Source organism: Nocardia sp. PLKS1-43 (genome assembly GCF_059510335.1).
Genome location: NZ_JCAJZQ010000001.1, coordinates 584,735 through 603,696 on the forward strand (window position 1 = coordinate 584,735; position 18,962 = coordinate 603,696).

20 protein-coding genes are annotated in these 18,962 nt (G+C 69.9%); 9 read left to right on the forward strand and 11 right to left on the reverse strand.

Features of this window, described 5'->3' with window-relative positions:
- Window positions 1-40 precede the first annotated feature (40 nt).
- Window positions 41-1,021: a quinone oxidoreductase family protein gene (locus tag AC5WS7_RS02735; protein WP_495952726.1), complete on the reverse strand. Its 981-nt coding sequence runs from the start codon at window positions 1,019-1,021 to the stop codon at window positions 41-43.
- 83 nt (window positions 1,022-1,104) lie between these two features.
- Here AC5WS7_RS02735 and AC5WS7_RS02740 point away from each other — a divergent pair, with 83 nt between their 5' ends.
- Window positions 1,105-1,680, forward strand: a complete 576-nt coding sequence (locus tag AC5WS7_RS02740; protein WP_495952727.1) for a TetR/AcrR family transcriptional regulator — start codon at window positions 1,105-1,107, stop codon at window positions 1,678-1,680.
- A gap of 49 nt (window positions 1,681-1,729) precedes the next feature.
- Here the strand turns inward: AC5WS7_RS02740 and AC5WS7_RS02745 are convergent, their stop codons facing one another.
- The 3 genes from AC5WS7_RS02745 to AC5WS7_RS02755 form a co-directional block, all read right to left on the reverse strand.
- Window positions 1,730-1,930 (reverse strand): hypothetical protein, encoded by a 201-nt coding sequence (locus AC5WS7_RS02745; protein WP_495952728.1) that lies wholly within the window; start codon window positions 1,928-1,930, stop codon window positions 1,730-1,732.
- A 108-nt stretch (window positions 1,931-2,038) separates the two neighbouring features.
- Window positions 2,039-3,295 (reverse strand): SLC13 family permease, encoded by a 1,257-nt coding sequence (locus tag AC5WS7_RS02750; RefSeq protein WP_495952729.1) that lies wholly within the window; start codon window positions 3,293-3,295, stop codon window positions 2,039-2,041.
- A gap of 130 nt (window positions 3,296-3,425) precedes the next feature.
- Window positions 3,426-4,565 (reverse strand): serpin family protein, encoded by a 1,140-nt coding sequence (locus tag AC5WS7_RS02755; RefSeq protein WP_495952730.1) that lies wholly within the window; start codon window positions 4,563-4,565, stop codon window positions 3,426-3,428.
- Between the two features lie 394 nt (window positions 4,566-4,959).
- Here AC5WS7_RS02755 and AC5WS7_RS02760 point away from each other — a divergent pair, with 394 nt between their 5' ends.
- Complete coding sequence (locus tag AC5WS7_RS02760) at window positions 4,960-5,517, forward strand: DUF4334 domain-containing protein (protein WP_495952731.1); 558 nt, start codon at window positions 4,960-4,962, stop codon at window positions 5,515-5,517.
- 9 nt (window positions 5,518-5,526) lie between these two features.
- On the opposite strand, the gene AC5WS7_RS02765 is transcribed toward AC5WS7_RS02760, so the two are convergent.
- The 4 genes from AC5WS7_RS02765 to AC5WS7_RS02780 all read right to left on the reverse strand — a co-directional run bounded on the left by AC5WS7_RS02765 (window position 5,527) and on the right by AC5WS7_RS02780 (window position 9,687).
- The gene (locus tag AC5WS7_RS02765; protein ID WP_495952732.1) at window positions 5,527-7,644 is read right to left on the reverse strand and encodes a hypothetical protein; all 2,118 of its coding nucleotides are present in this window, start codon (window positions 7,642-7,644) and stop codon (window positions 5,527-5,529) included.
- Window positions 7,645-7,791: 147 nt separating this feature from the next.
- Window positions 7,792-8,505, reverse strand: coding sequence for an HD domain-containing protein (locus tag AC5WS7_RS02770; RefSeq protein ID WP_495952733.1), 714 nt, complete (start codon window positions 8,503-8,505; stop codon window positions 7,792-7,794).
- A gap of 103 nt (window positions 8,506-8,608) precedes the next feature.
- Window positions 8,609-9,235: an alpha-ketoglutarate-dependent dioxygenase AlkB gene (locus AC5WS7_RS02775; protein ID WP_495952734.1), complete on the reverse strand. Its 627-nt coding sequence runs from the start codon at window positions 9,233-9,235 to the stop codon at window positions 8,609-8,611.
- Between the two features lie 32 nt (window positions 9,236-9,267).
- On the reverse strand, window positions 9,268-9,687 hold the full coding sequence (locus AC5WS7_RS02780) for an SRPBCC family protein (protein ID WP_495952735.1): 420 nt from the start codon (window positions 9,685-9,687) through the stop codon (window positions 9,268-9,270).
- Between the two features lie 138 nt (window positions 9,688-9,825).
- Between AC5WS7_RS02780 and AC5WS7_RS02785 the strand changes: the two genes are divergently transcribed.
- Entirely contained in the window at window positions 9,826-10,632 is an 807-nt protein-coding gene (locus AC5WS7_RS02785; RefSeq protein WP_495952736.1) for a helix-turn-helix domain-containing protein, read from the forward strand.
- A gap of 61 nt (window positions 10,633-10,693) precedes the next feature.
- On the opposite strand, the gene AC5WS7_RS02790 is transcribed toward AC5WS7_RS02785, so the two are convergent.
- The gene (locus AC5WS7_RS02790; protein WP_495952737.1) at window positions 10,694-11,596 is read right to left on the reverse strand and encodes an oxidoreductase; all 903 of its coding nucleotides are present in this window, start codon (window positions 11,594-11,596) and stop codon (window positions 10,694-10,696) included.
- Between the two features lie 84 nt (window positions 11,597-11,680).
- Between AC5WS7_RS02790 and AC5WS7_RS02795 the strand changes: the two genes are divergently transcribed.
- Complete coding sequence (locus tag AC5WS7_RS02795; protein WP_495952738.1) at window positions 11,681-12,265, forward strand: TetR/AcrR family transcriptional regulator; 585 nt, start codon at window positions 11,681-11,683, stop codon at window positions 12,263-12,265.
- 134 nt (window positions 12,266-12,399) lie between these two features.
- Here the strand turns inward: AC5WS7_RS02795 and AC5WS7_RS02800 are convergent, their stop codons facing one another.
- The gene (locus tag AC5WS7_RS02800) at window positions 12,400-13,311 is read right to left on the reverse strand and encodes an alpha/beta hydrolase family protein (RefSeq protein ID WP_495952739.1); all 912 of its coding nucleotides are present in this window, start codon (window positions 13,309-13,311) and stop codon (window positions 12,400-12,402) included.
- Window positions 13,312-13,445: 134 nt separating this feature from the next.
- Here AC5WS7_RS02800 and AC5WS7_RS02805 point away from each other — a divergent pair, with 134 nt between their 5' ends.
- Window positions 13,446-14,033: a TetR/AcrR family transcriptional regulator gene (locus AC5WS7_RS02805; protein ID WP_495952740.1), complete on the forward strand. Its 588-nt coding sequence runs from the start codon at window positions 13,446-13,448 to the stop codon at window positions 14,031-14,033.
- Window positions 14,034-14,072: 39 nt separating this feature from the next.
- Here AC5WS7_RS02805 and AC5WS7_RS02810 read toward each other — a convergent pair whose 3' ends face one another.
- A complete protein-coding gene (locus tag AC5WS7_RS02810; RefSeq protein WP_495952741.1) occupies window positions 14,073-14,951 on the reverse strand; it encodes an alpha/beta fold hydrolase in 879 nt (292 codons plus the stop codon).
- A 411-nt stretch (window positions 14,952-15,362) separates the two neighbouring features.
- Here AC5WS7_RS02810 and pyrR point away from each other — a divergent pair, with 411 nt between their 5' ends.
- The 4 genes from pyrR to AC5WS7_RS02830 all read left to right on the forward strand — a co-directional run bounded on the left by pyrR (window position 15,363) and on the right by AC5WS7_RS02830 (window position 18,960).
- Window positions 15,363-16,073: a bifunctional pyr operon transcriptional regulator/uracil phosphoribosyltransferase PyrR gene (gene pyrR / locus AC5WS7_RS02815; RefSeq protein WP_495952742.1), complete on the forward strand. Its 711-nt coding sequence runs from the start codon at window positions 15,363-15,365 to the stop codon at window positions 16,071-16,073.
- 34 nt (window positions 16,074-16,107) lie between these two features.
- Entirely contained in the window at window positions 16,108-17,070 is a 963-nt protein-coding gene (locus AC5WS7_RS02820) for an aspartate carbamoyltransferase catalytic subunit (RefSeq protein WP_495952743.1), read from the forward strand.
- Between the two features lie 67 nt (window positions 17,071-17,137).
- Window positions 17,138-18,451 (forward strand): dihydroorotase, encoded by a 1,314-nt coding sequence (locus AC5WS7_RS02825; RefSeq protein ID WP_495952744.1) that lies wholly within the window; start codon window positions 17,138-17,140, stop codon window positions 18,449-18,451.
- On the forward strand, window positions 18,451-18,960 hold the full coding sequence (locus AC5WS7_RS02830; RefSeq protein ID WP_495952745.1) for a PH-like domain-containing protein: 510 nt from the start codon (window positions 18,451-18,453) through the stop codon (window positions 18,958-18,960). The genes AC5WS7_RS02825 and AC5WS7_RS02830 overlap by 1 nt, the downstream gene beginning before the upstream one ends.
- Window positions 18,961-18,962: the final 2 nt, after the last annotated feature.

Below are 18,962 nucleotides of genomic sequence, written 5' to 3' on the forward strand. Positions count from 1 at the left end.
GGCCGAAATCCCGCCAGGTCGGGGCTTCGGCCCGATCGCGTCATTCGGCGGTGTGACTCGGTCGCAGGATGATCGTTCCGGTCGTTCGCCGTTCCTGGACGAGCCGGTGTGCGTAGGCCGCTCGATCCAGCGGCAGGGTCCGGTAGATCAGGGGCTCGAGTCCGCCCGCGGCGGCGCGGTCGAGCGCTTCGGCGCGGGCCGCGCCCACCAGTTCCAGCCAGGCCGTGCCCGCGCAGCCGGTATACGTGAGACCGCGGGCGAGCAGATCCGTGGCGGTAATGGGGGCGGGCTGTCCCGACAGCGAGCCGTAGCCGAGCATCCGGCCGCGCAGCGGGGTCATCAGATCCAGGAGGTCGGCCGCGGCCTGTCCGCCGATCGACTCGAAGACCACGTCGATCGTGTTGTCCCCGAGAATGTTTCGCAGGCGGGTTGGCCACTGCGGGTCACGATGGTCGACGACCTCGTCCGCACCGAGCGCGCGGGCGCGATCGGTTTTCTCCCCACCCGCGGTGGCGATGACGCGCTTCGCGCCGAACTCCTTCGCCAACTGGGTGAGATATCCCCCGACCCCGGTGGCAGCGGCCTGGACCAGAACCGTCTCCGCCCCGGTGAGTGCGGCGCGCCGCAGCAGTGCCAGCGCGACCGAACCGCCCATCAGCACGGCGGCCGCCTGCTCGGTCGGCAGCCCGGCCGGAATCACGGTCGCGGATTCGGCCGGGACGCAAACCTTTTCCGCATAGGCTCCCGATCCCGCAGTGACCGCGACGACCCGCGCGCCGAGCAGCGCGGAGTCCACGCCAATGCCGACCTCGGTGACCGATCCGGCCGCCTGGAACCCGAATATCGCGGGGAGTTCGGCGGCCATCGGGAAAAGCCCTCGGCGCAGGGCGATTTCGGGGTAGAGGACCGGAATCGCGGTGGGCCGCACGAGGATCTGGCCGGGGCCGGGGCGCGGATCGGGCAGTTCGCGGGCGAGGAGTACCTCGGGCTCGCCGACGGCGGTCATTACGATGGCCTGCATCGAAACTCCATAAGTGGACTGGTGGTCAAGTTGTCGTGTTCGACGATATGGACCGCCGGTCAAGTTGTCAACGAAGGGACGGCATGGCCGACGAACCCCGCAAGGAACGCGCCGATGCCGCGCGCAATCGGCGCGCCATCCTCGACGCGACGGCGGCGTTGTTCGCCGAGCACGGTGCGGCCGGAGTCACGATGGAGCGCGTGGCGGCAGCCGCCGGGGTAGGGAAGGGGACCATTTTCCATCGCTTCGGCTCACGTGCGGGCCTGCTGCAGGAATTGGTCGGGGAGCGGGCGTTCGCGCTGCGTGAGGCGGTCGTGCACGGGCCGCCGCCGCTCGGGCCGGGTGCGCCGGCCGCGGAACGGCTCGTGGCGTACTTCGACGCGATGACGGATCTGGCGCTGGACAACCTCGAGCTGGTCGTGGCGTATCAGACGGTGCATGAGCACCCCGAACGCGAGAAACTGCATTCCTTCTGGGCGGCGCACATCACCGGGCTGTTGCGGGAGGCGCGGCCGGAACTGGACGCGCAGGCCACGGCCGCACTGCTGATGGCGCCGCTGGGCAGTGAGATCGTCGTCCGCACGGTGCAGACGCTGGGGCGGGAACGAATCCGGCAGAGTATGCGAGAACTAGTGGCCTCGGTACTCGCGCAGCGGTGAGCGTCCCGGCCCGGTGCGGCTGAATGCCGATCCGGGCCGGGACCGGCTGTTATCGGGCCGAGCCGCTGGGCGATGGCGCGGGTGCGGGTGCGGCAGGCAGCGGCTTGCCGTTCAGCAGGGCCCGGCAGTACTCGTCCGGGTGTCCGGCCTGCTTGCAGTTCACCCACTGGACCTGGCCGTCGGTCCAGGCATCGGCGTTCGCCGCCGGTGCCGCGACTCCCAGAGCGCAGCAGAACGCCAGGCCGATCATGGGAACAATCTTTCTCAACGCAACCCCCGGATCAATCGTGTACATCAGCTCGGGTTACCAGCATGCCATGGTCCGCAAACATCCAGCGAAAAGATTTATCTGAGTCGCTCAACCGGTGATCAGCAGCGCGCCGACCGCGGCCGCGGTCGCGGTGACGGCCAGCGCGAGCCCGGTGGCCAGGAATCGGCGCATCGGCACCCGCACGCCATGGGTGCGGCAGAACTCCAGGCACAGCAGCGTGGCCAGGGATGCCCATGGCGTGACCACCGATCCGACGTTCGTGCCGATCAGCAAGGCCAGCAACTGATTTCGATTACCCGGAGTTATCACCGCTTCGCCCGCGGTGTAGGCGGGCAGGTTGTTGGCGACATTGGACAGCCCGGTTCCGGCGGCCGCGGCGCGCAGCGCCCCCGAGACACCGGGGTCGTCGCCGATCAGGGTGTGCATCAGCGTGCCGAGTCCGAACCGGCTCAGCGTGGGCACCACCAGGAACAATCCGACCACGAAGATCAACAGCTGCCAGGGGATCAGTGACCAGCGCAACACACGACGGTCCAGGATGGCGAACGCCGCCATCGCCAGCAGCGCCGCCGCGGCTGCGGCCAGGCCGATGCTGTCGCCGACGATCGGGATGGCGGCCACGAACAGCAGGCACGCACCCGCGGTGACGCCCATCAGGATGCGTTCACGGGCGTCGGCCGCGCGCACCGGCTGCGGGGGAGTGTAGCGATCCGCCCCACGACGGCCTCGCCGCCAGTACCAGATCCACAGCGCGAGCATCGTCATCAGCACCGAGGCCAGTTGCGGCGCCCACATGCGTGCGGCGAATCCGACGCCGTCGAGACCGACGCGGTTCGCCGCGAGCAGATTGGTCAGATTCGATACCGGCAGCAGCAGGCTCGCGGTATTGGCCAGCCACAGCGTGGTCATGGCCAGCGGCAACGGCGCGATCCGCGCGGGCCGGGCCAGCGCCAGCATGACCGGAGTGAGCAGCACCGCTGTCGTGTCGAGGTTGAGCAATGTGGTGGTCGCGGTGGCGAACAGCACGCACAGCACGAACAGGGCGGGGTAATTTCCGGCCCCGAGGATCGCCACCCGATGCGCGATCACATCGAACACCCGCGCTCGCCGGGCCAGCTGAGCCAGAATGATCACACTGGTCAGGAACAACAGCAGCGGCGCGATCCGGCGCATATTGCTCGCGGCCTCGGCGCGTGGCAGCAATCCCGTTGCGACACAGAGCAATCCGGCGACCAGCAGCCCGATGCGAATCCAGTCCAGCAGAGCTATCCGGCGCAGTCTCGCGGATATCGACAGTGTTCGTGCGGTGGTGGTCCGCTGGTCGACTTCGGTCTGCTCGGGCATCGCAGCCATCATCCCAGAGCCCGCCGACATGTTCCGCCCGGTCCTGGCGGGACGTCCGAAGGGCGGGCCGCGACCGGTGCGGGACTCGAAGGAATTGCCGGTCCGGTCGGCGGCGGACTCCGGCAGGCCACTACAGCACGGGCCGGGCGACCCAGCCCGCGACCACGACCAGGCCGGTAGGGCGGTGGACGGCGAGGAATCCGAAGGGCCGATCGAACGTGACTGCTGTCTCGACGGTGCTGTGCGGGCGTTGGAAGGCGACCGCGCGCACCATGCGGGTGGCGGTGACCGCGGCAGCCTCGAAACCCTCCCGGGTGAATCGGGCACGCACGTTCTGGGCGGCGCCATCGATGCGCAGCGGAGTGTCCGACAGCGCCGGGAAGTGGCCGGTGCGCGGATCGGTCGCGGTGCGCAGGCCGAACAGATCGCGGTGCTCGAGCAGATCGTGGGAGGAGTGGATTTCGAACGGCGGCAAGTGGATTCGCAGCGTATCGGCCGTCGCGCGGGTTCGGCGGACGGTCAGCCCGGGTCCGGTGTCGCCGACCCGCAGCACGGTGTGCGCCTCGATCGAGCCGTCGAGGACGCCGAGTCCGGCTCGCAGCACCTCCGCGGGGGAGGCGTCACCGAGCAGGAGATGAACGTCCAGGTCGCCGGTGCCCCGCACGACAACTCGCGTCACCGGCGTGGATGCGGCGAGAAGGGCGGCGTCGGTGCGGGTTTCGCAATCTCGGGACAGTGCGGGCCCACGGTGGCCCGCCCACGGGCCCGACGTGGGTTCGAGTACATCGTCGTGGAACGGCGTGCGCCACGCCGTCTTCGCGACGATCGCGGTGGCCAGAACCATCAGCGTGTCGGGCTGCACCTCGAGCGGGAAACGATCGATCAGACCGCGGGTGTGCTCGTCGGCCCAGGCGTCCAGGGCGGGCCGGCCGGTCAGTTTCTCGACGGTGCCCTCGGGCAGGCCGCGCACCCATGCCTCGTGCAGCGGAAGGTCCGGGCGTACCCAGACGCCGAGCGCGGCGGAGGTCGAGTCGGCGTCCGCGAGTTCGCGGAGCAGGGCCAGCGCGGCCGCCCGGGACTCGGCGGGCGCGAGCGAAGCCGCGGCGGCGAGTTCCGAGCGCGCGGGTTCGTCGGCGGCGTCGGCGAGAATGCCCAGGAGCGGCCAGATTCCGCAGCCCGACAAAACGAAGTCGTCACCTCCCGCCCGGTCGCACCAGCGGCCGGTCAGGTCGTTGGCGGCGGCGACTTGTGACAGAAGGCTCGACTGCACACGATCCAGCGTAGCGACCAGGCGTTGCCGCATCCGGTGCGAACCGCGGGGGCGAGGATGCGCCCCGGAACCCCGCCGACGGGTGTACGAGAGGACGGCGGGGTGTTCCGCGACCGCATCGGGCGGATGCGCGGACCGGGGTCGCGCACCATCCTCATACCTCGAGCGTGCTCGAGGTCAAGAGCATTCGCGGATCTGCGTTTCCGCCCGGCGACCGGTGCGCGTCGCCGGGCAGACCGGACGAGACCCGGGGTGTCGTCGATTGATGTGCGGCGGGGCAATGACTCCGGGGACATTGCGAGATCACCGTCGGGGCGGACGTGTTCGAAGTCTCGGCGTGTCGAGATATTGTGAGGACCGATTGTTCTCTTTCGCACGAATCGAGGAGGCTGGCGTGGCCGGTACCGGTACACCCGCGGCGCGGCTGGACGAGCTGCGCGGCGCGGGTTGCACACCGCAGCAGGCGTGGGAACTGTTCGACAGCCTCCCCGGGGTGCGCGTGGAGGAGGTCACCACCGGCCGGTGGCGCGGCGGCGAGCTGGACACCGGACATCCGTGGAAGGGTGTGCTGGTCGGATCCGGTTGGTACGGTAAACAATTCGACAGCGCCGACAGCGTGCAGCCGCTGCTGTTCGCCGGCCCGGATGAGCGGATCTTCCCGGTCGACCCGCGCCGTGTGCCGCTCGCGCTCGCGGGCCGGATCCCGCTGGCCGGTGTCCGATTCTGCCGGCGACTGCTGCCGCTGCTGCGCCCGCTGCTGCGCGCGGGATCGCCGTGTGCCCGACTGCGCGACCTCGAATACCGCGGCAAGGTCGGCGCGGCGATGGTGTACGACCATCTGCCGATCATCGACTGCTTCCGCCTGGTCGACGGGGACACCCTGCTCGGCGTGATGGATATGCGCGGGATGAGCGACCCGTACTTCTTCATTCTCTCCCGCGACCACTTCTGACCCGCGCGGTCATTTCTCCGCCGAGCGATCGGCTCGCTGCGGCGTGCGCTCGTCGGCGGTGTCCTTGCCGCCACCCGATCCGTTCGCGGCGGTGCCGTTTCCACCGGGCAGGACACGGAAACCGTTGTGCCAGTTGGATACCGCGGCCTGGGCCGGATTCCGGCTCTGCCGTGTGGAGTTGCCGGATTCGGCGTCCAGATCCGCCAGGATGCGCCGGATGGTGCGTGAACTCGTACCGAGCTGCGCCGCGATCTCGCTGGTGGGTGCGTTGATCGCGTGCAGTTCGCGCACCCGCTCGCGGAATGCGGGATCTCGGCGGTACTGACGGTTCGCCTGGGTGGTTTCGGACTGCGACGAGGCGGTCGGCGTCGCCGTTGCCGTATACCGTCCGGCAGGTTCGGTGAACTCCAGCTCCCGGGGCTCGGCGCCGTGATTCCCGAGCGCCGCGCGTGCGGCGTCCGCCGGCGGCTGTTCCGGTGACTCCGGTGCCGTCGGCGAAAGGTCTTGTCCCGCATGCCATGTCCACGGTGCATTCGTCGGCGGCTGCACCGTCGGCAGCGTTTGCCTCGCCGCCGAGAGGTCCTGTTCGCTGGGCGGAGTCTGCGCGGTCCGGGGGAGTGCTCGGTCCGCGTCCGGGCTCTGTGCCGTGGCCGGGGTCGGCTGGTTCGGGTCGGGAATCCGTGCGGGCGCGGGGGATTGTTCCGGTGTCCGGGTATCGGCCGGAATCGGTTGGCCCGCTGCCGTTCCCGGGATTTGTCCGCCCGCCTCCGGTGTCTGCGGAGATGTCGATTGCGGTTGGGCGTCTGCCTGTGCCTGGTCGGTCGCCGAGGCCGGTTGGCTCAGCTGCTGCGCCGGAAGTGGCCGGCCTGCTTGCCGAGCCTGCTCCGGCGCGGAGAACGGTTGTCCTGTTTCCCGGAGCCGCGCGCTCGCCGGAACAGGCTGCTCGGTTGCCTGCGGCCGCTGCACACCGCCCGCGGTGGACGGGGTAGAACCTCGCGCCCCGGTCGGCGGGACAGGTTGCGCCGCAGGCGAAACAGGCCCCTCCGATGCCGGAATCCGCGGATCGTCTTGCGCCCGGCCGTCTTCCGGCATGGCGGTCGGCGGCGCCGACCCGTCGGACGATGCGGTCCGCTCCCCTGACAGCGACTGCGCGCCAGACGTTTCCGGCATGTCCGGCCGCGAGGCGGAGGTCGGCGTCGACTGTGCAGCGAGCGTGGCGGGAGCCGCCGCACCCGAGGCCGGGAGCGCCGGGGCGGCGAACAGGACCGCGTCCGCCGTGCCGGGTTCCTCGTCGAGGGTCCACGGACTGGGCAGGTCGAGATCCACGAGTGCGCCGGTGCCGGACAGTACGCGCAGATTGTCCATCAGCACGGTGCGCGGCGAGCGGGCGTTGTCCACCAGCCCGCCGTCCTCGACCGCGCGGCGCATGACCCGTTGCAGGTGGCGCCGGGCGCGATTGATCCGTCGCGGACCGGCGCCGGTCGCCCGCAGGGTCCGGGCGTGATCCGCGGCGAGGGCGACGTCGATCAGGCGGCGCTGGCGGGCGGCCTCCCCGGCGGTGCGGTCGGTGGGATCGGCGATGCCGAGCCGGATCAGGACGCGTTCGGGGGTGATCCGCCAATTGATTCCGCCCAGCGTGCCGCTGCGGCGACGTTCGAGGGCCATGCTGCGTTCCCATCCCCATGCCGCGACCAGAGGTGCGGACAGCCGGATCAGCACCGTGCCCGCATTGTCCGCATCGGTGGCCGCCAGCACCGCGGACAGGCAGGTCAGCACCCACATCGCGACGCCGTCGATACCGGCGCTGCCGCTGACCTGTTGGGCACTGCGGGCCCGCAGCGCCGAGGTCAGCACCATGATCTCCAGGAAGGCGAAGAACATGATGCGCAGCGACAACGTCAGGTGCAGTGATTTGTCGAAGAACACCCACATGCCCTGCGCGCTGACCCCCGTCGCGATCGCGGCCGCGAGCAGGGTGCCGGCCTGTTCTCCGGTGAGTCCACGACGCCGGGCCGATCGCACGGCCCAGACCGCACCGCATACGACCACGACGACGCCGAGGGCGGCGAGCACCGTGATCGTGAGGTGTGACTCCAGGTTCGTCGCGATCCGATCGATGCCGTTCATCCGCCGGAGGTCCTTCCATTCGCCAAACGCCGAGCCCGGTGATGGTCTCGCGTTCTCGGCCGCACCGCACCCCGAATCATCCGAAAGGGTGGCGGATCACCGGCGCGCGACGGACCGAATCACTCTCGGGCGCAGCGGCAGCGGAAGTCAGTTCTCCTGCAGAATGGCGGCGAAACGCTCGTCCGCCAGGTCGAGCTGATCGAGTATGTGCTGCTTGACGTGTTCGGCCAAAGGGGTGTCGGGGCGGGTGACCAGATCGCGATAGACGCTGGTGAGCGGACGATATTTGACCGCCAGGCGTTCCATGGCCGGGCTGGTGGCATACAGGATGCCGACACCGTTGTCGGTGAAGTCGGAGAGCTTCACCACCCGCGCCCACGGATCGCGCTCCAAGCTGGCGGCAATGTGCGCACGGTATTGATGATTGCGATCGATACCCGGCTCACGGGCCGGATTGGTGACCGCGGCGACCAGTTCGGCGACCCGCGCGCCGAACCGCTCGCGCACCGCGGCCAAGGCGGCCTCGGTCTCGGAGCCGGCTCCGGCGCGCGCGAGCTCGGGGGCGTGATCCTCCACCGCGTCGTGCAGCAGGCCCGCTACGACCAGATCGGTATCGTGCACCTCGTAGTGACTGACGATTCGAATCGCCACGCGCAGTAGGTGGCTCAGATAGGGTTCGCGGCCGTACCGGTCGTCGCGATGCAGGTCCGAGACCAATTCGAGTGCCGCGCCGACGCGTTCGGGTTCGGACAGTTTCGCCGATTCGAGTTCGAGTCTGCGGCGCAGCCCTTCCTCGCCGTGCACCTCGCTGATCGTGTGCAGCGGCATCACCGCCAGAATCCCCGCCCCTGTCGCGTTCATACCCCCAATCTATCGGGCGGCGCCGACGAAGTGACCCATCGGTAGGCGAAATTACGGTGACCGAAAGGGGATCGGGCGGGTGTTGCAGCGCGGGGAGCGCGGCTCAGCGCACGCCCCGCGGCCGGAACTGGATGCTGATGCGCGGCCCGACCGCACGGCGGGTCTTGGGCACCGCGTGCTCCCAGGTCCGCTGGCACGATCCGCCCATGACGATCAGATCGCCGTGACCCAGCGGATAACGCAGACTTTCGCCGCCGCCGCGGGGACGCAGCAGCAGGGCGCGGGGCGCGCCGACCGACACGATGGCAACCATGGTGTCGTGGGTCGCGCCCCGGCCGGAAGTGTCGCCGTGCCAGGCGACGCTGTCCGCGCCGTCCCGGTAATAACACAGCCCGGCCGTGCGGAAGGGTTCGCCCAGTTCGTCGAAGTAGTGCTCGCTCAAGGCGATTCGCGCGGCCTCCAGCGACGGATCCGGCAGTTCCCGTCCCTCCTCGTAGAACCGCAGCAACCGCGGCACGTCGACCACCCGGTCGTACATCTGCCGTCGATCGGCGCGCCACGGGACCGCCGAGACGAGCCGATCGAACAGCAGATCGGCGCCGCCGAGCCAGCCCGGCAGCACGTCGATCCACGCGCCGCCGGACAGGCGCACCCGGCGCACACCGTCGAGCGGACCGAGCGTGATCTCCTCGAATCCGTCGAGCAACGATCCTTGTAACGGCACCGACATGCGCTCGAATCTACGTTCTATCGAACATATGTTCAAGCATCGATGTCGTCGTGGTGTGCCTCGAAGGTCCGTTTGATGTATTCGCCGCCCGCGCGCATCGAGGCCAGGGAGGCGCCGGCCGATTCGGCGGGCAGCAGGTCGCGCAGCCACAGGAATCGGCTGCGCCCCGGGGCGAGCGGGATCACCCGCATGACGGCGTTGTCGTGTTCGGGCCGCACGTCGCCGCCGACGACGCTGTAGGCCACACGCATGCGCTCCTCGTCGATGGAGACCAGCCGTTCGCGCACGACGGTGCCGTCCGCGAAGGTGACCGAGCGATGATCGCCGTCGGCGGTGCAGCCGGTGACGAATCCCGGTGCCATGCGCAGTGGGCCGGTGTCGAATCGGCGGATCACCGCCCAGATGTCGGCGGCGTCGGCCGCGACCTCGAATTCCGTTCGGACGGTTGCCATTTCATCTCTCCGTAGGATATGAAGCGGTGGGCAGCGGTGTTGCCCGGGGACCGTGCGAGTGTGTCGCGCGGATGCGGCTCACGTCTTGAACATTCTTGCGCCTGCGGACCTGTCGTACCGCCGGCGTACCGTCGGGCCGTGCTCACTTCCACCGCTCTGGCCGTGCGGCCGCGCTATGCCGTGCACGCGGTCGTGTGCGACGGGCGGCACATGGGGTGGTCGGAGCCGGATTCGCCGTCGGCGCATCGGCTGGTTCTGGTGCGCGGCGGCCGGTTCCGCAGGCGCGGACACGCCGGAACCGCCGAACTGGACCGGCTGTGCGGCTATCTGGCGACACCGGGGCAGCCGGAGCAGTACGAGCATCCGGCGGGCGGCGATGTGTGCACCTCCATCACGGTGGATTCCGCGCTGTGGCGGTCGCTGGCCGGCGCCGGAGACGTGACCGCGGCGGCACTCGCCGTGGACGGACGCCTGGACCTCGCGCATCGGCGATGTCTGGCCGCGGCCCGGTCCGGTGATCCGGATTTCGCGCTGGCCGAGGAGTTGATCGGGTTGCTGGGGGTCGCGGTGCGGCGCGCGGTTCCCGGATCGATCCCGAATGCCTCCGGGCGTCGCGACCGCGGACTCGTCGCACGCGCGCGGGAGGCGATCCGGGAGCGGGACCCGGCCGCGGCCGGGCTGGTGCCGCTGGCGGAGCGATTGGCGGTCTCGCCCTACCGGTTGAGCCGCGCGTTCTCGCGTGAGATGGGCGAGTCGATCACCGCCTACCGCAATCGTTTTCGCGTCGCGCGCGCCCTGGACGCGATCGAGCATTCCAGTCGCAGCCTGGCCGACATCGCCGCGGAGCTGGGGTTCGCCGACCAGGCCCACCTCGCACGCACGCTGCGCGCGCAGGTCGGCTACCCGCCGTCGGCGATACGCGCCCTGCTGCGTCCGCCGCCCTGATGCCGGCGCGGCATCAGGCGGTTGCGGCGGACGTGAAGCTCGCCCGGTGTGCGCGGGGATGTCACCGCGTGCCGGTCGGGCTGGGCAGCGGGAATCCGATGCCGGTGAGCTGCTCGGAGGCGTTCCAGAGGCGCCGGGCCAGATCGGGATCCCGGGCCGGTTCGGAGCTGTCGATGAGTTGCGGGGCGCCACGCATGTGCGCGAGATGCCGGGGGCCGGTGAAACTGTTGCCGGGAAGGTCGGCCACGGCGGCGTACAGCACCGGCAGCGCGCCGTGGTCCGCGTCCTGGGCCAGCAGTTTGATCGCGATGTACCACACCAGGTCCATCGCGCGGCGCGGTCCCTCCTGCCGGTAGATGTTCGTCGCGACGAGGCCGGGGTGGGCCGCGATCGCCCGGACGCTCGAACCCGCGGCGGTCAACCGGCGTTGCAGTTCCGCGGTGAACAGCATGTTCGCGAGCTTGGAATCGTTGTACGCCCGGGAAGGCTGATAGGTCCGGTGCTCCCAGTTGAGGTCCGCGAAGTCGAGCTGGGCGAGTCGTTCGGCCTGTGAGGCGACCGTGACGACGCGGCCGGTGACGTGCGGCAGCAGCAGGTTGGTCAGTGCGAAGTGGCCGAGATGGTTGACGCCGAATTTGGACTCGAAGCCGTCGGCGGTGCGAATCAGCGCCGACGGCGAGACGCCGGCGTTGTTGATCAGCAGGTCGATCGGGTCGTTCCAGTTCGCGGCGAAGGTGCGCACGGATTCGAGGTCGGCCAGGTCGAGTTCACGGACTTCGGTGATGCCGTCGATTCCGTGCGCGGCCGCGCGGCCTCGCTCGGCACTGCGCACCGCGAGGACGACTCGCGCGCCTGCGGCGGCCAGCGCCCGTGACACCGATCGGCCGATTCCGCTGTTGGCACCGGTCACCACCGCGGTGGTTCCGGTCAGGTCGGTCAGGTCCACACCATGAAAAGTTGTCATGCCGCTAATGTACTCACTGGCTACATTGTAGTCAATGGGTACATTGTAATCGGTGGGTACATTGGGATGCTAAGGTTGACGGCCATGAGCGACCACGCCTATCACCACGGGAATCTGCGGTCGGTGCTGCTCGCCGAGGCCGAGCGAACCCTTCGTGACGGCGGCATCGATGGCTTGTCGCTACGCGAACTGGCCCGGCGGGCCGGGGTGAGCAGTGCGGCGCCGCGCCGGCATTTCCCCGATCGGCAGGCCCTGCTGGACGCGCTGGCCGGGGTGGGCTTCGATCGCCTCGCCGATGAGATCGCCGCCGCGATCGAGCGCGGCGGCGACGACTACCCGGCACGTCTGCGCGCCGCGGCCGTGGCCTACATCCGGTTCGCCATCCACGACGGCGCGCTGATGGACCTGATGTTCGCCGCCAAAACCCGTGCGGGACATGCTGTTCCGGAAGAAGGGCCGGTCCGGTTGTTCGCCGCCACCGGTGCATTGATCGCCGAGGGGCAGCGCGTCGGCGCTCTCCCGCCCGGCGATCTCGACCGGTTGCGGCTGCTGCTGGTCGCCACGCTGCAGGGCGTCGCCACGCTCATCACCTCGGGCAGGGCGCCGGCCGAGCTGGCCGACGCGCTCGCCGTCGACGCCGTCGCCCTCTTCCTGCGAGACCGCGGCTGACGCCGGACCGCCCGGCGCGCCGACCCGCTCCTCGGCCCGTACCTGTTCGCCGGGTTCGCACCGGGCTCATCGCCCTACTGGATCGGTCCGGTGCCGTGCGCGATGCGGATGGGTGCTGGTGTGTACCCCGGTCGTCACTTCGAATCGATCCGGCCCAGTGGCTCACCGGTCGACGCCAGGGCGTCGCGAACCCCGGACCACGCGGTGTCGTCGAGGCCCAGCGCGGTGCGCAGATATGCCAGCGTGGCTTCCTGGACGAACGCGACGCGCTCGGGGCTTTCGTCGGTGGTTCGAGTGTCGTGTGCGCCCTGGATGCCGCCGAGTCCGTGTTCCGCGCCGAAGAGGGTCAGCAGATCGGTGGCGCCCGGGGCGAGCCGGTAGCCGTCGGTGAACCAATCCGGACCGCGCACGGTCAGCGGGGATTGGTCGTGATCACCGGCGACGACCAGGCTCGGGGTCTTCATTTCCCCGAAATCGGGGCTCATGAACGGGAAGTACTCGGTGGCCATCGGGGAAAGGTCCGGGCCGCCGGTTCCGGGCAGACTGAGCAGCACCGCCGCGCCGATTCGCGAGTCCGCCATGCTCTCGCCGGGTGTGTCGCCGTCCAGAACTCGCGCGCCCGCCAGCGTGCTCGCGGTCTGTGCGCCCCACGAGTGTCCGGCGACCGCGGCGCGCTCGCGATCGATGCGGCCGGTCAATCCGGGGACCGCGGCCTCGATCGCGCCGAGCTGGTCGAGGATCCCGGTCAGGTCGGCGGTCCGGATACGCCAGATCAGCGGGGTGCGCGGGTCGTCCGGGGCGAGGCCGAGGGAGTCGAGATGTGTGGGCTGGATGACCGCGAAACCGTGAGCGGCCCAGAATCGGGCCAGCGGTGCGTAATCGTCCATGGTCAGCGTCATGCCGTGCGAGAAGACGACGACCGGCAGATCGCGTCCGGTCGCCGGCGCGGTGACCCGTACCGACAGGTCTCGGCCGCGATCCGGGGCGGCGAGCGTGATCGGGGCGGCGGAGATGACGGTGGCGGGTGTTGGTGTGATGTCACGCATGAGTGTGGTCCTCACTCGTGGATGGAAGCGCAGATGCAGGCAAACGGCCATCTGGCAAAATAGGTTCCGGAGCGACGCTCCGGTTAGAAATATACGGAGCGACGCTCCGCTTGGCAACCTGGGAGGTACCCGCGATGTCATCGGCTGACGACGAGGCCGCCGGGCGGCGCAAACGGTCCGATGCGCGCCGGAACGCGCAGATCGTTCTCGACGCCGCCGCGACCGTCTTCGCCCGCGCGGGGGTCGATGCTCCGGTGCGGGATATCGCCGCGGAGGCGGGCGTGGGAATGGGGACCGTCTACCGGCATTTCCCCACCCGCCCCGACCTGGTGGTCGCGGTCTTCCGGCATCAGGTCGACGGGCTGGCCGCCGCGACCGTCGCGATCGAGGACCCCGAGCGGGCCCTGCGCGCCTGGGTCGCCGGGTTCACGGACTTCCTGGTGACCAAGCACGGCCTGGCCGAGGCGCTGCATTCCGACCAGGCCGGATTCGAGAGTCTGCACGCCGAATTCGTCGATCGCCTGGTCCCGGTGCTCGGCGAACTGCTGCGGGCCGGCGTCGACGCCGGCCGTCTTCGTGCGGACGTACGCCCGTTGGAACTGATGATCGCGATCGGGAACCTGTGCATCGGGGCCGAAACCTTCCCGGACTACCGTGCCCGGCACATGGTCGACGTACTGCTCGCGGGCCTTGCGGTACAGCCCGGGCGGGAGGGCGAATGAGCGGGACCGCATTCGGTCCCGCGCCGTGGTCCGGCGGGCTCAGCTCCGGTGTTCGCCGAGATGGGCGCGGACGAAATCGACCACGGCATCGGAGAATTCGTCGTTGACGTCACTGGCGGCGGTGTGGGCGGCGGCGCTGATCTCGACGTATTCCAGCTGCGGGACCAGACTGCGGAAATCCGCGACGCCCTGTTCGCTGACCACGTCGGACAGCCGGCCGCGCACCAGCAATACCGGCATGCTCAATTTGCGGGCGGCCTGCTCGAGCGCGACGGTGTGCGCCTCGATGTCCTCGACCTTGCCCGACATCATCGCCGGATCCCAGTGCCAGTACCACCGGCCGTCCTCGCGCAGCCGCAGGTTGCGGCGCAGCCCCTCGCTGCTGCGCGGGCGGGTGCGGTGCGGCAGGTACTCCGCCACGGCGTCGGCTGCCTCGTCCAGGGAGGCGAATCCGTCCTGATGTCCGCCGAGGAAGTTCAGGACCCGTTCCACGCCTTCGTGTTCCGGGCGCGGCACCACGTCGACCATGACCAGTCCGGCGATGCGCTCGCTGCCGGGGCGGTCGGTGGCCAGCAGCGCGGTCAGCCCGCCCATGCTCGCGCCCACCATGATGGCGGGGCGGTCCAGTTCGGCGAGGATGCCGAGCAGATCGGCCGTCATCGATTCGCGTGAGTAGTCGCCGTCGGGCGCCCAGTCGCTCTCGCCGTGCCCGCGCGCGTCCAGCAGCAGCGCCCGCAGGCCGACCTTGGCCAGCGCGGCCCCGGAGTCCTTCCAGGAGTGCCTGGTCTGGCCGCCGCCGTGCAGGAAAACCGCCAGCGGCCCGTCCTCGGGCCCCCAGCTCTCCCCGGCCAGTGTGATTCCACCTACGCCGCGGAAACTCACGCGGCGCGGCTCGCTGAATTCGGCATCGTTGCGCACACCTCGAGCATCGCACATTCCGATATACGGCGTATGAAGATAGGTACCGTAGGGACTTCGCCGATCTTGAATGCCTCCGGCGCGGCTCGCTGTCCGGGTGGGCCGCGTCTGTGTGAGGTTGCTCCCATCGCGTGGCACGGAAGCGGACCCCGAGGTATTTCGCCGGCGGCCGCGATAACCGGGCAATAGCCCGAAGGCTGCGAGAATTCCTGCGAATCCCGCCCAGAAGCCGCTGGTCCGAGCGCTGTGGCGGATCACCCCGGCGAAAGCCGGCACATCCGATCGACCTGCCGCGTGCGCATCGATTGCCCGCGGGGTGCGGTGCGGGCGCGAACCCGTCGCACTGCTAGGCTCGGGACCCGAAAGACATCCTTTAACGGACCGTCCCGTGAGGCGGGGAAGGAGGTCGGCATGGCTGTGCCCGAAGGGCGTGGCAGTCGCGTCGGGCCCGAAGACGGCCGCGACCGTGACCACGCAGGGCCCGCGGATGCCGCCGGTGAACAGAGCGCGGCCAGGCCGAACGCCGCTGAATATTCGCAGCGGCACGATCCCGAACGGGTTCAGGACGGGCGTGAGTTGCTCTCCGCCCAGGACGTCGGCCGGACCATCGCGCGAATGGCGCACCAGATCATCGAGAAAACCGCGCTGGATTCCACCGACCCGGCGCTGCCGCGCGTGGTGCTGATCGGAATTCCCACCCGCGGAACCACTCTCGCGGAACGGCTCACCGAGCGCATCCACGAGTTCTCCGGCGTGCGCCCCGCGCTCGGCTCGCTGGACATCACCCTCTATCGCGACGATCTGCGCAATCGCCCGCATCGCCCGCTGGAGCGCACCTCGGTGCCCGAGGGCGGCATCGAAGACGCGCTCGTGGTGCTGGTCGACGACGTGCTGTTCTCCGGCCGCAGCGTGCGCTCGGCCCTGGACGGCCTGCGTGACCTGGGCCGCCCCCGCGCGGTGCAGCTGGCGGTGCTGATCGACCGCGGCCATCGTGAACTACCCATCCGCGCGGATTACGTGGGCAAGAACGTGCCCACCTCGCGTAGTGAGGACATCTCGGTGCTGCTGACCGAATACGACGGCCGGGACGGCGTCTACCTGCATCAGGGGGTCCAGGCGTGAGGACGTTCGCCGGCCCTCCGCAAAGGGTGCGCGGATGAGGCATCTGCTGTCGGTGACCGATCTGGACCGCGGCGCGGCCACCGAACTCCTGGACGACGCGCAGCGTTTCGAGCAGGCGCTGCTCGGTCGCGAGGTGCGCAAACTGCCCACGCTGCGCGGTCGCACCGTGATGACGGTCTTCTTCGAGAACTCCACCCGCACCCGGGTGTCGTTCGAGGTGGCCGGGAAGTGGATGAGCGCCGACGTGATCAACGTCAGCGCGTCGAGTTCCTCTGTCTCCAAGGGGGAATCGCTGCGCGACACCGCGTTGACCCTGCACGCCGCGGGCGCCGATGCGCTGATCGTGCGGCATCCGGCCTCGGGCGCCGCACATCAGATCGCCCGCTGGTTCGGTGAGATGGCCAGCGGCGCAGGCGGTTTCGCTGGGCCCGGCCCGGCGGTGATCAATGCCGGGGACGGTATGCACGAACACCCGACCCAGGCCCTGCTCGATGCCCTGACCCTGCGCCAGCGCCTCGGCTCGCTCGACGGCAAGCGCGTGGTGATCGTCGGCGACATCCTGCACAGCCGGGTCGCGCGCTCCAATGCCCTGCTGCTGAGCATTCTCGGCGCGGAAGTGGTGCTGGTCGCGCCGCGCACGCTGCTGCCGGTGGGCGTGCAGCAGTGGCCGGTGCGCGTCTCGCATTCGCTCGACGCGGAACTGCCCGGCGCGGACGCGGTGATGATGCTGCGGGTGCAGGCCGAACGGATGAACGGCGGTTTCTTTCCCTCGGCGCGGGAATACTCGGTGCACTACGGACTGAGCGAGCGGCGCATGGCGCTGCTGGACCGGGACGCGGTGGTGCTGCATCCGGGGCCGATGCTGCGCGGTATGGAAATCGCGCCGCAGGTGGCGGATTCGCCGAAAGCCGCTGTGCTGCAACAGGTCACCAATGGCGTGCACATGCGCATGGCGGTGCTGTTCCGGTTGCTGGTCGGTGCGGGGGAGCCCGCATGAGCCGCTGGAGGAACACCCGCCGCGCCGGGGGCCGGGCATCGGCGCGAGGCGAACAGATGGGAGCACGATGAACGACGTCCTGATCCGGAATGTACTGCTCTACGGTGCGGGCGACCCGGTCGACGTGCGCCTGGGCGAGGGCGAGATCCGGGAGATCGGCGCGTCGCTGGACGCCGGTGACGCCGAGGTCGTCGAGGGTGCGGGCCGGTACCTGCTGCCCGGTTTCGTCGATCTGCACACACATCTGCGCGAACCGGGCCGCGAGGATGCCGAGACCATCGAATCCGGTTCCGCCGCAGCGGCTCTCGGCGGTTACACCGCGGTCTTCGCGATGGCCAACACCACGCCGGTCGCGGATTCGGTGGTGGTCACCGACCACGTGTGGCGGCGCGGGCGCGAGGTCGGCCTGGTGGACCTCTACCCGGTCGGGGCGGTGACCGTGGGCCTGGCGGGTAAGCAACTCGCCGAGATGGGCACCATGGCCGCCGGCGAGGCGCGGGTGCGGATGTTCTCCGACGACGGTCACTGCGTCCACGACCCGCTGATCATGCGGCGCGCCCTCGAGTACGCGCAGTCGCTCGGCGTGCTGATCGCCCAGCACGCCGAGGAGCCCCGGCTGACCGAGGGCGCCGTCGCGCACGAGGGGCCCAACGCCGCCCGGCTCGGCCTGGCCGGCTGGCCGCGCGCGGCGGAGGAGTCGATCGTGGCCCGCGACGCGCTGCTGGCCCGCGACGCCGGCGCCCGCGTGCACATCTGCCACGCGTCCACGGCGGGAACCGTCGAGCTGGTGAAATGGGCCAAGGGACAGGGGATTTCGATCACCGCCGAGGTCACCCCGCATCATCTGCTGCTGGACGACTCCCGGTTGGAGACCTACGACGCGGTGAACAAGGTGAATCCGCCGCTGCGTGAGGCATCCGATGCCGAGGCCCTGCGCCGCGCCCTCGCCGAGGGCGTGATCGACTGTGTGGCAACCGATCACGCGCCGCACGCCGAACAGGACAAGTGCTGCGAATTCGCCGCCGCCCGTCCCGGCATGCTCGGACTGGAGACCGCGCTGTCGGTCATCGTGCAGACGATGGTCGCGCCCGGTCTGCTGGACTGGCGCGGAGTGGCCCGGGTGATGAGCGAGAATCCGGCGCGGATCGCCGGACTCGATGATCAGGGCCGCCCGCTCGCGGTGGGCGAACCGGCGAACCTGGTGCTGATCGACCCGGAGGCGACCTGGACGGTGCGCGCGAGCGAACTCGCGAGCATCTCCCGGAACACGCCCTTCGACACGATGACCCTGCCCGCGCGGGTGAGTGCCACCTTCCTGCGCGGCCGGATCACCGCCCGCGAGGGCAAACCCGAACCGCGCGAGACCACGGGAGCGTCCTGATGGAGCGGACACTGCAGGTCGTCCTGCTGATTCTGTTGTTCTGCCTGTGTCTGTGGCTGATGTACCGGGCCTGGCAGAAGAAGGCCCGGCGCCAGGCCGCGGCGGTCGGCGAACTGCCGCCGGTGCCCGCCGAACTGGGCGCGCAGCTGCTGGAGCCGACGACGGGTCTGTACACCGGTACGACCCTCGCGCCCAGCTGGCAGAACCGGATCGCGGTGGGCGATCTGGGGTTCCGGGCCGCGGCGGAGCTGACCCGCTTCGAACGCGGCATCCTGCTCGAACGCGACGGCGCCGAGGTGCTGTGGATTCCGCAGGAATCCATCACCGCGGTGCGCACCGAACGCGGTCACGCGGGCAAAGTTATGACACAAGATGGTGTGCTGGTAATTCGCTGGAAGCTGCCGACGGGAACCGAGGTGGACACCGGTTTCCGCGGCGACGACAAGACGGTGTATCCGGCGTGGGTTGCCGCGGCGCCCAGCACGAAGACGGGAGAAGAGACGACGTGACC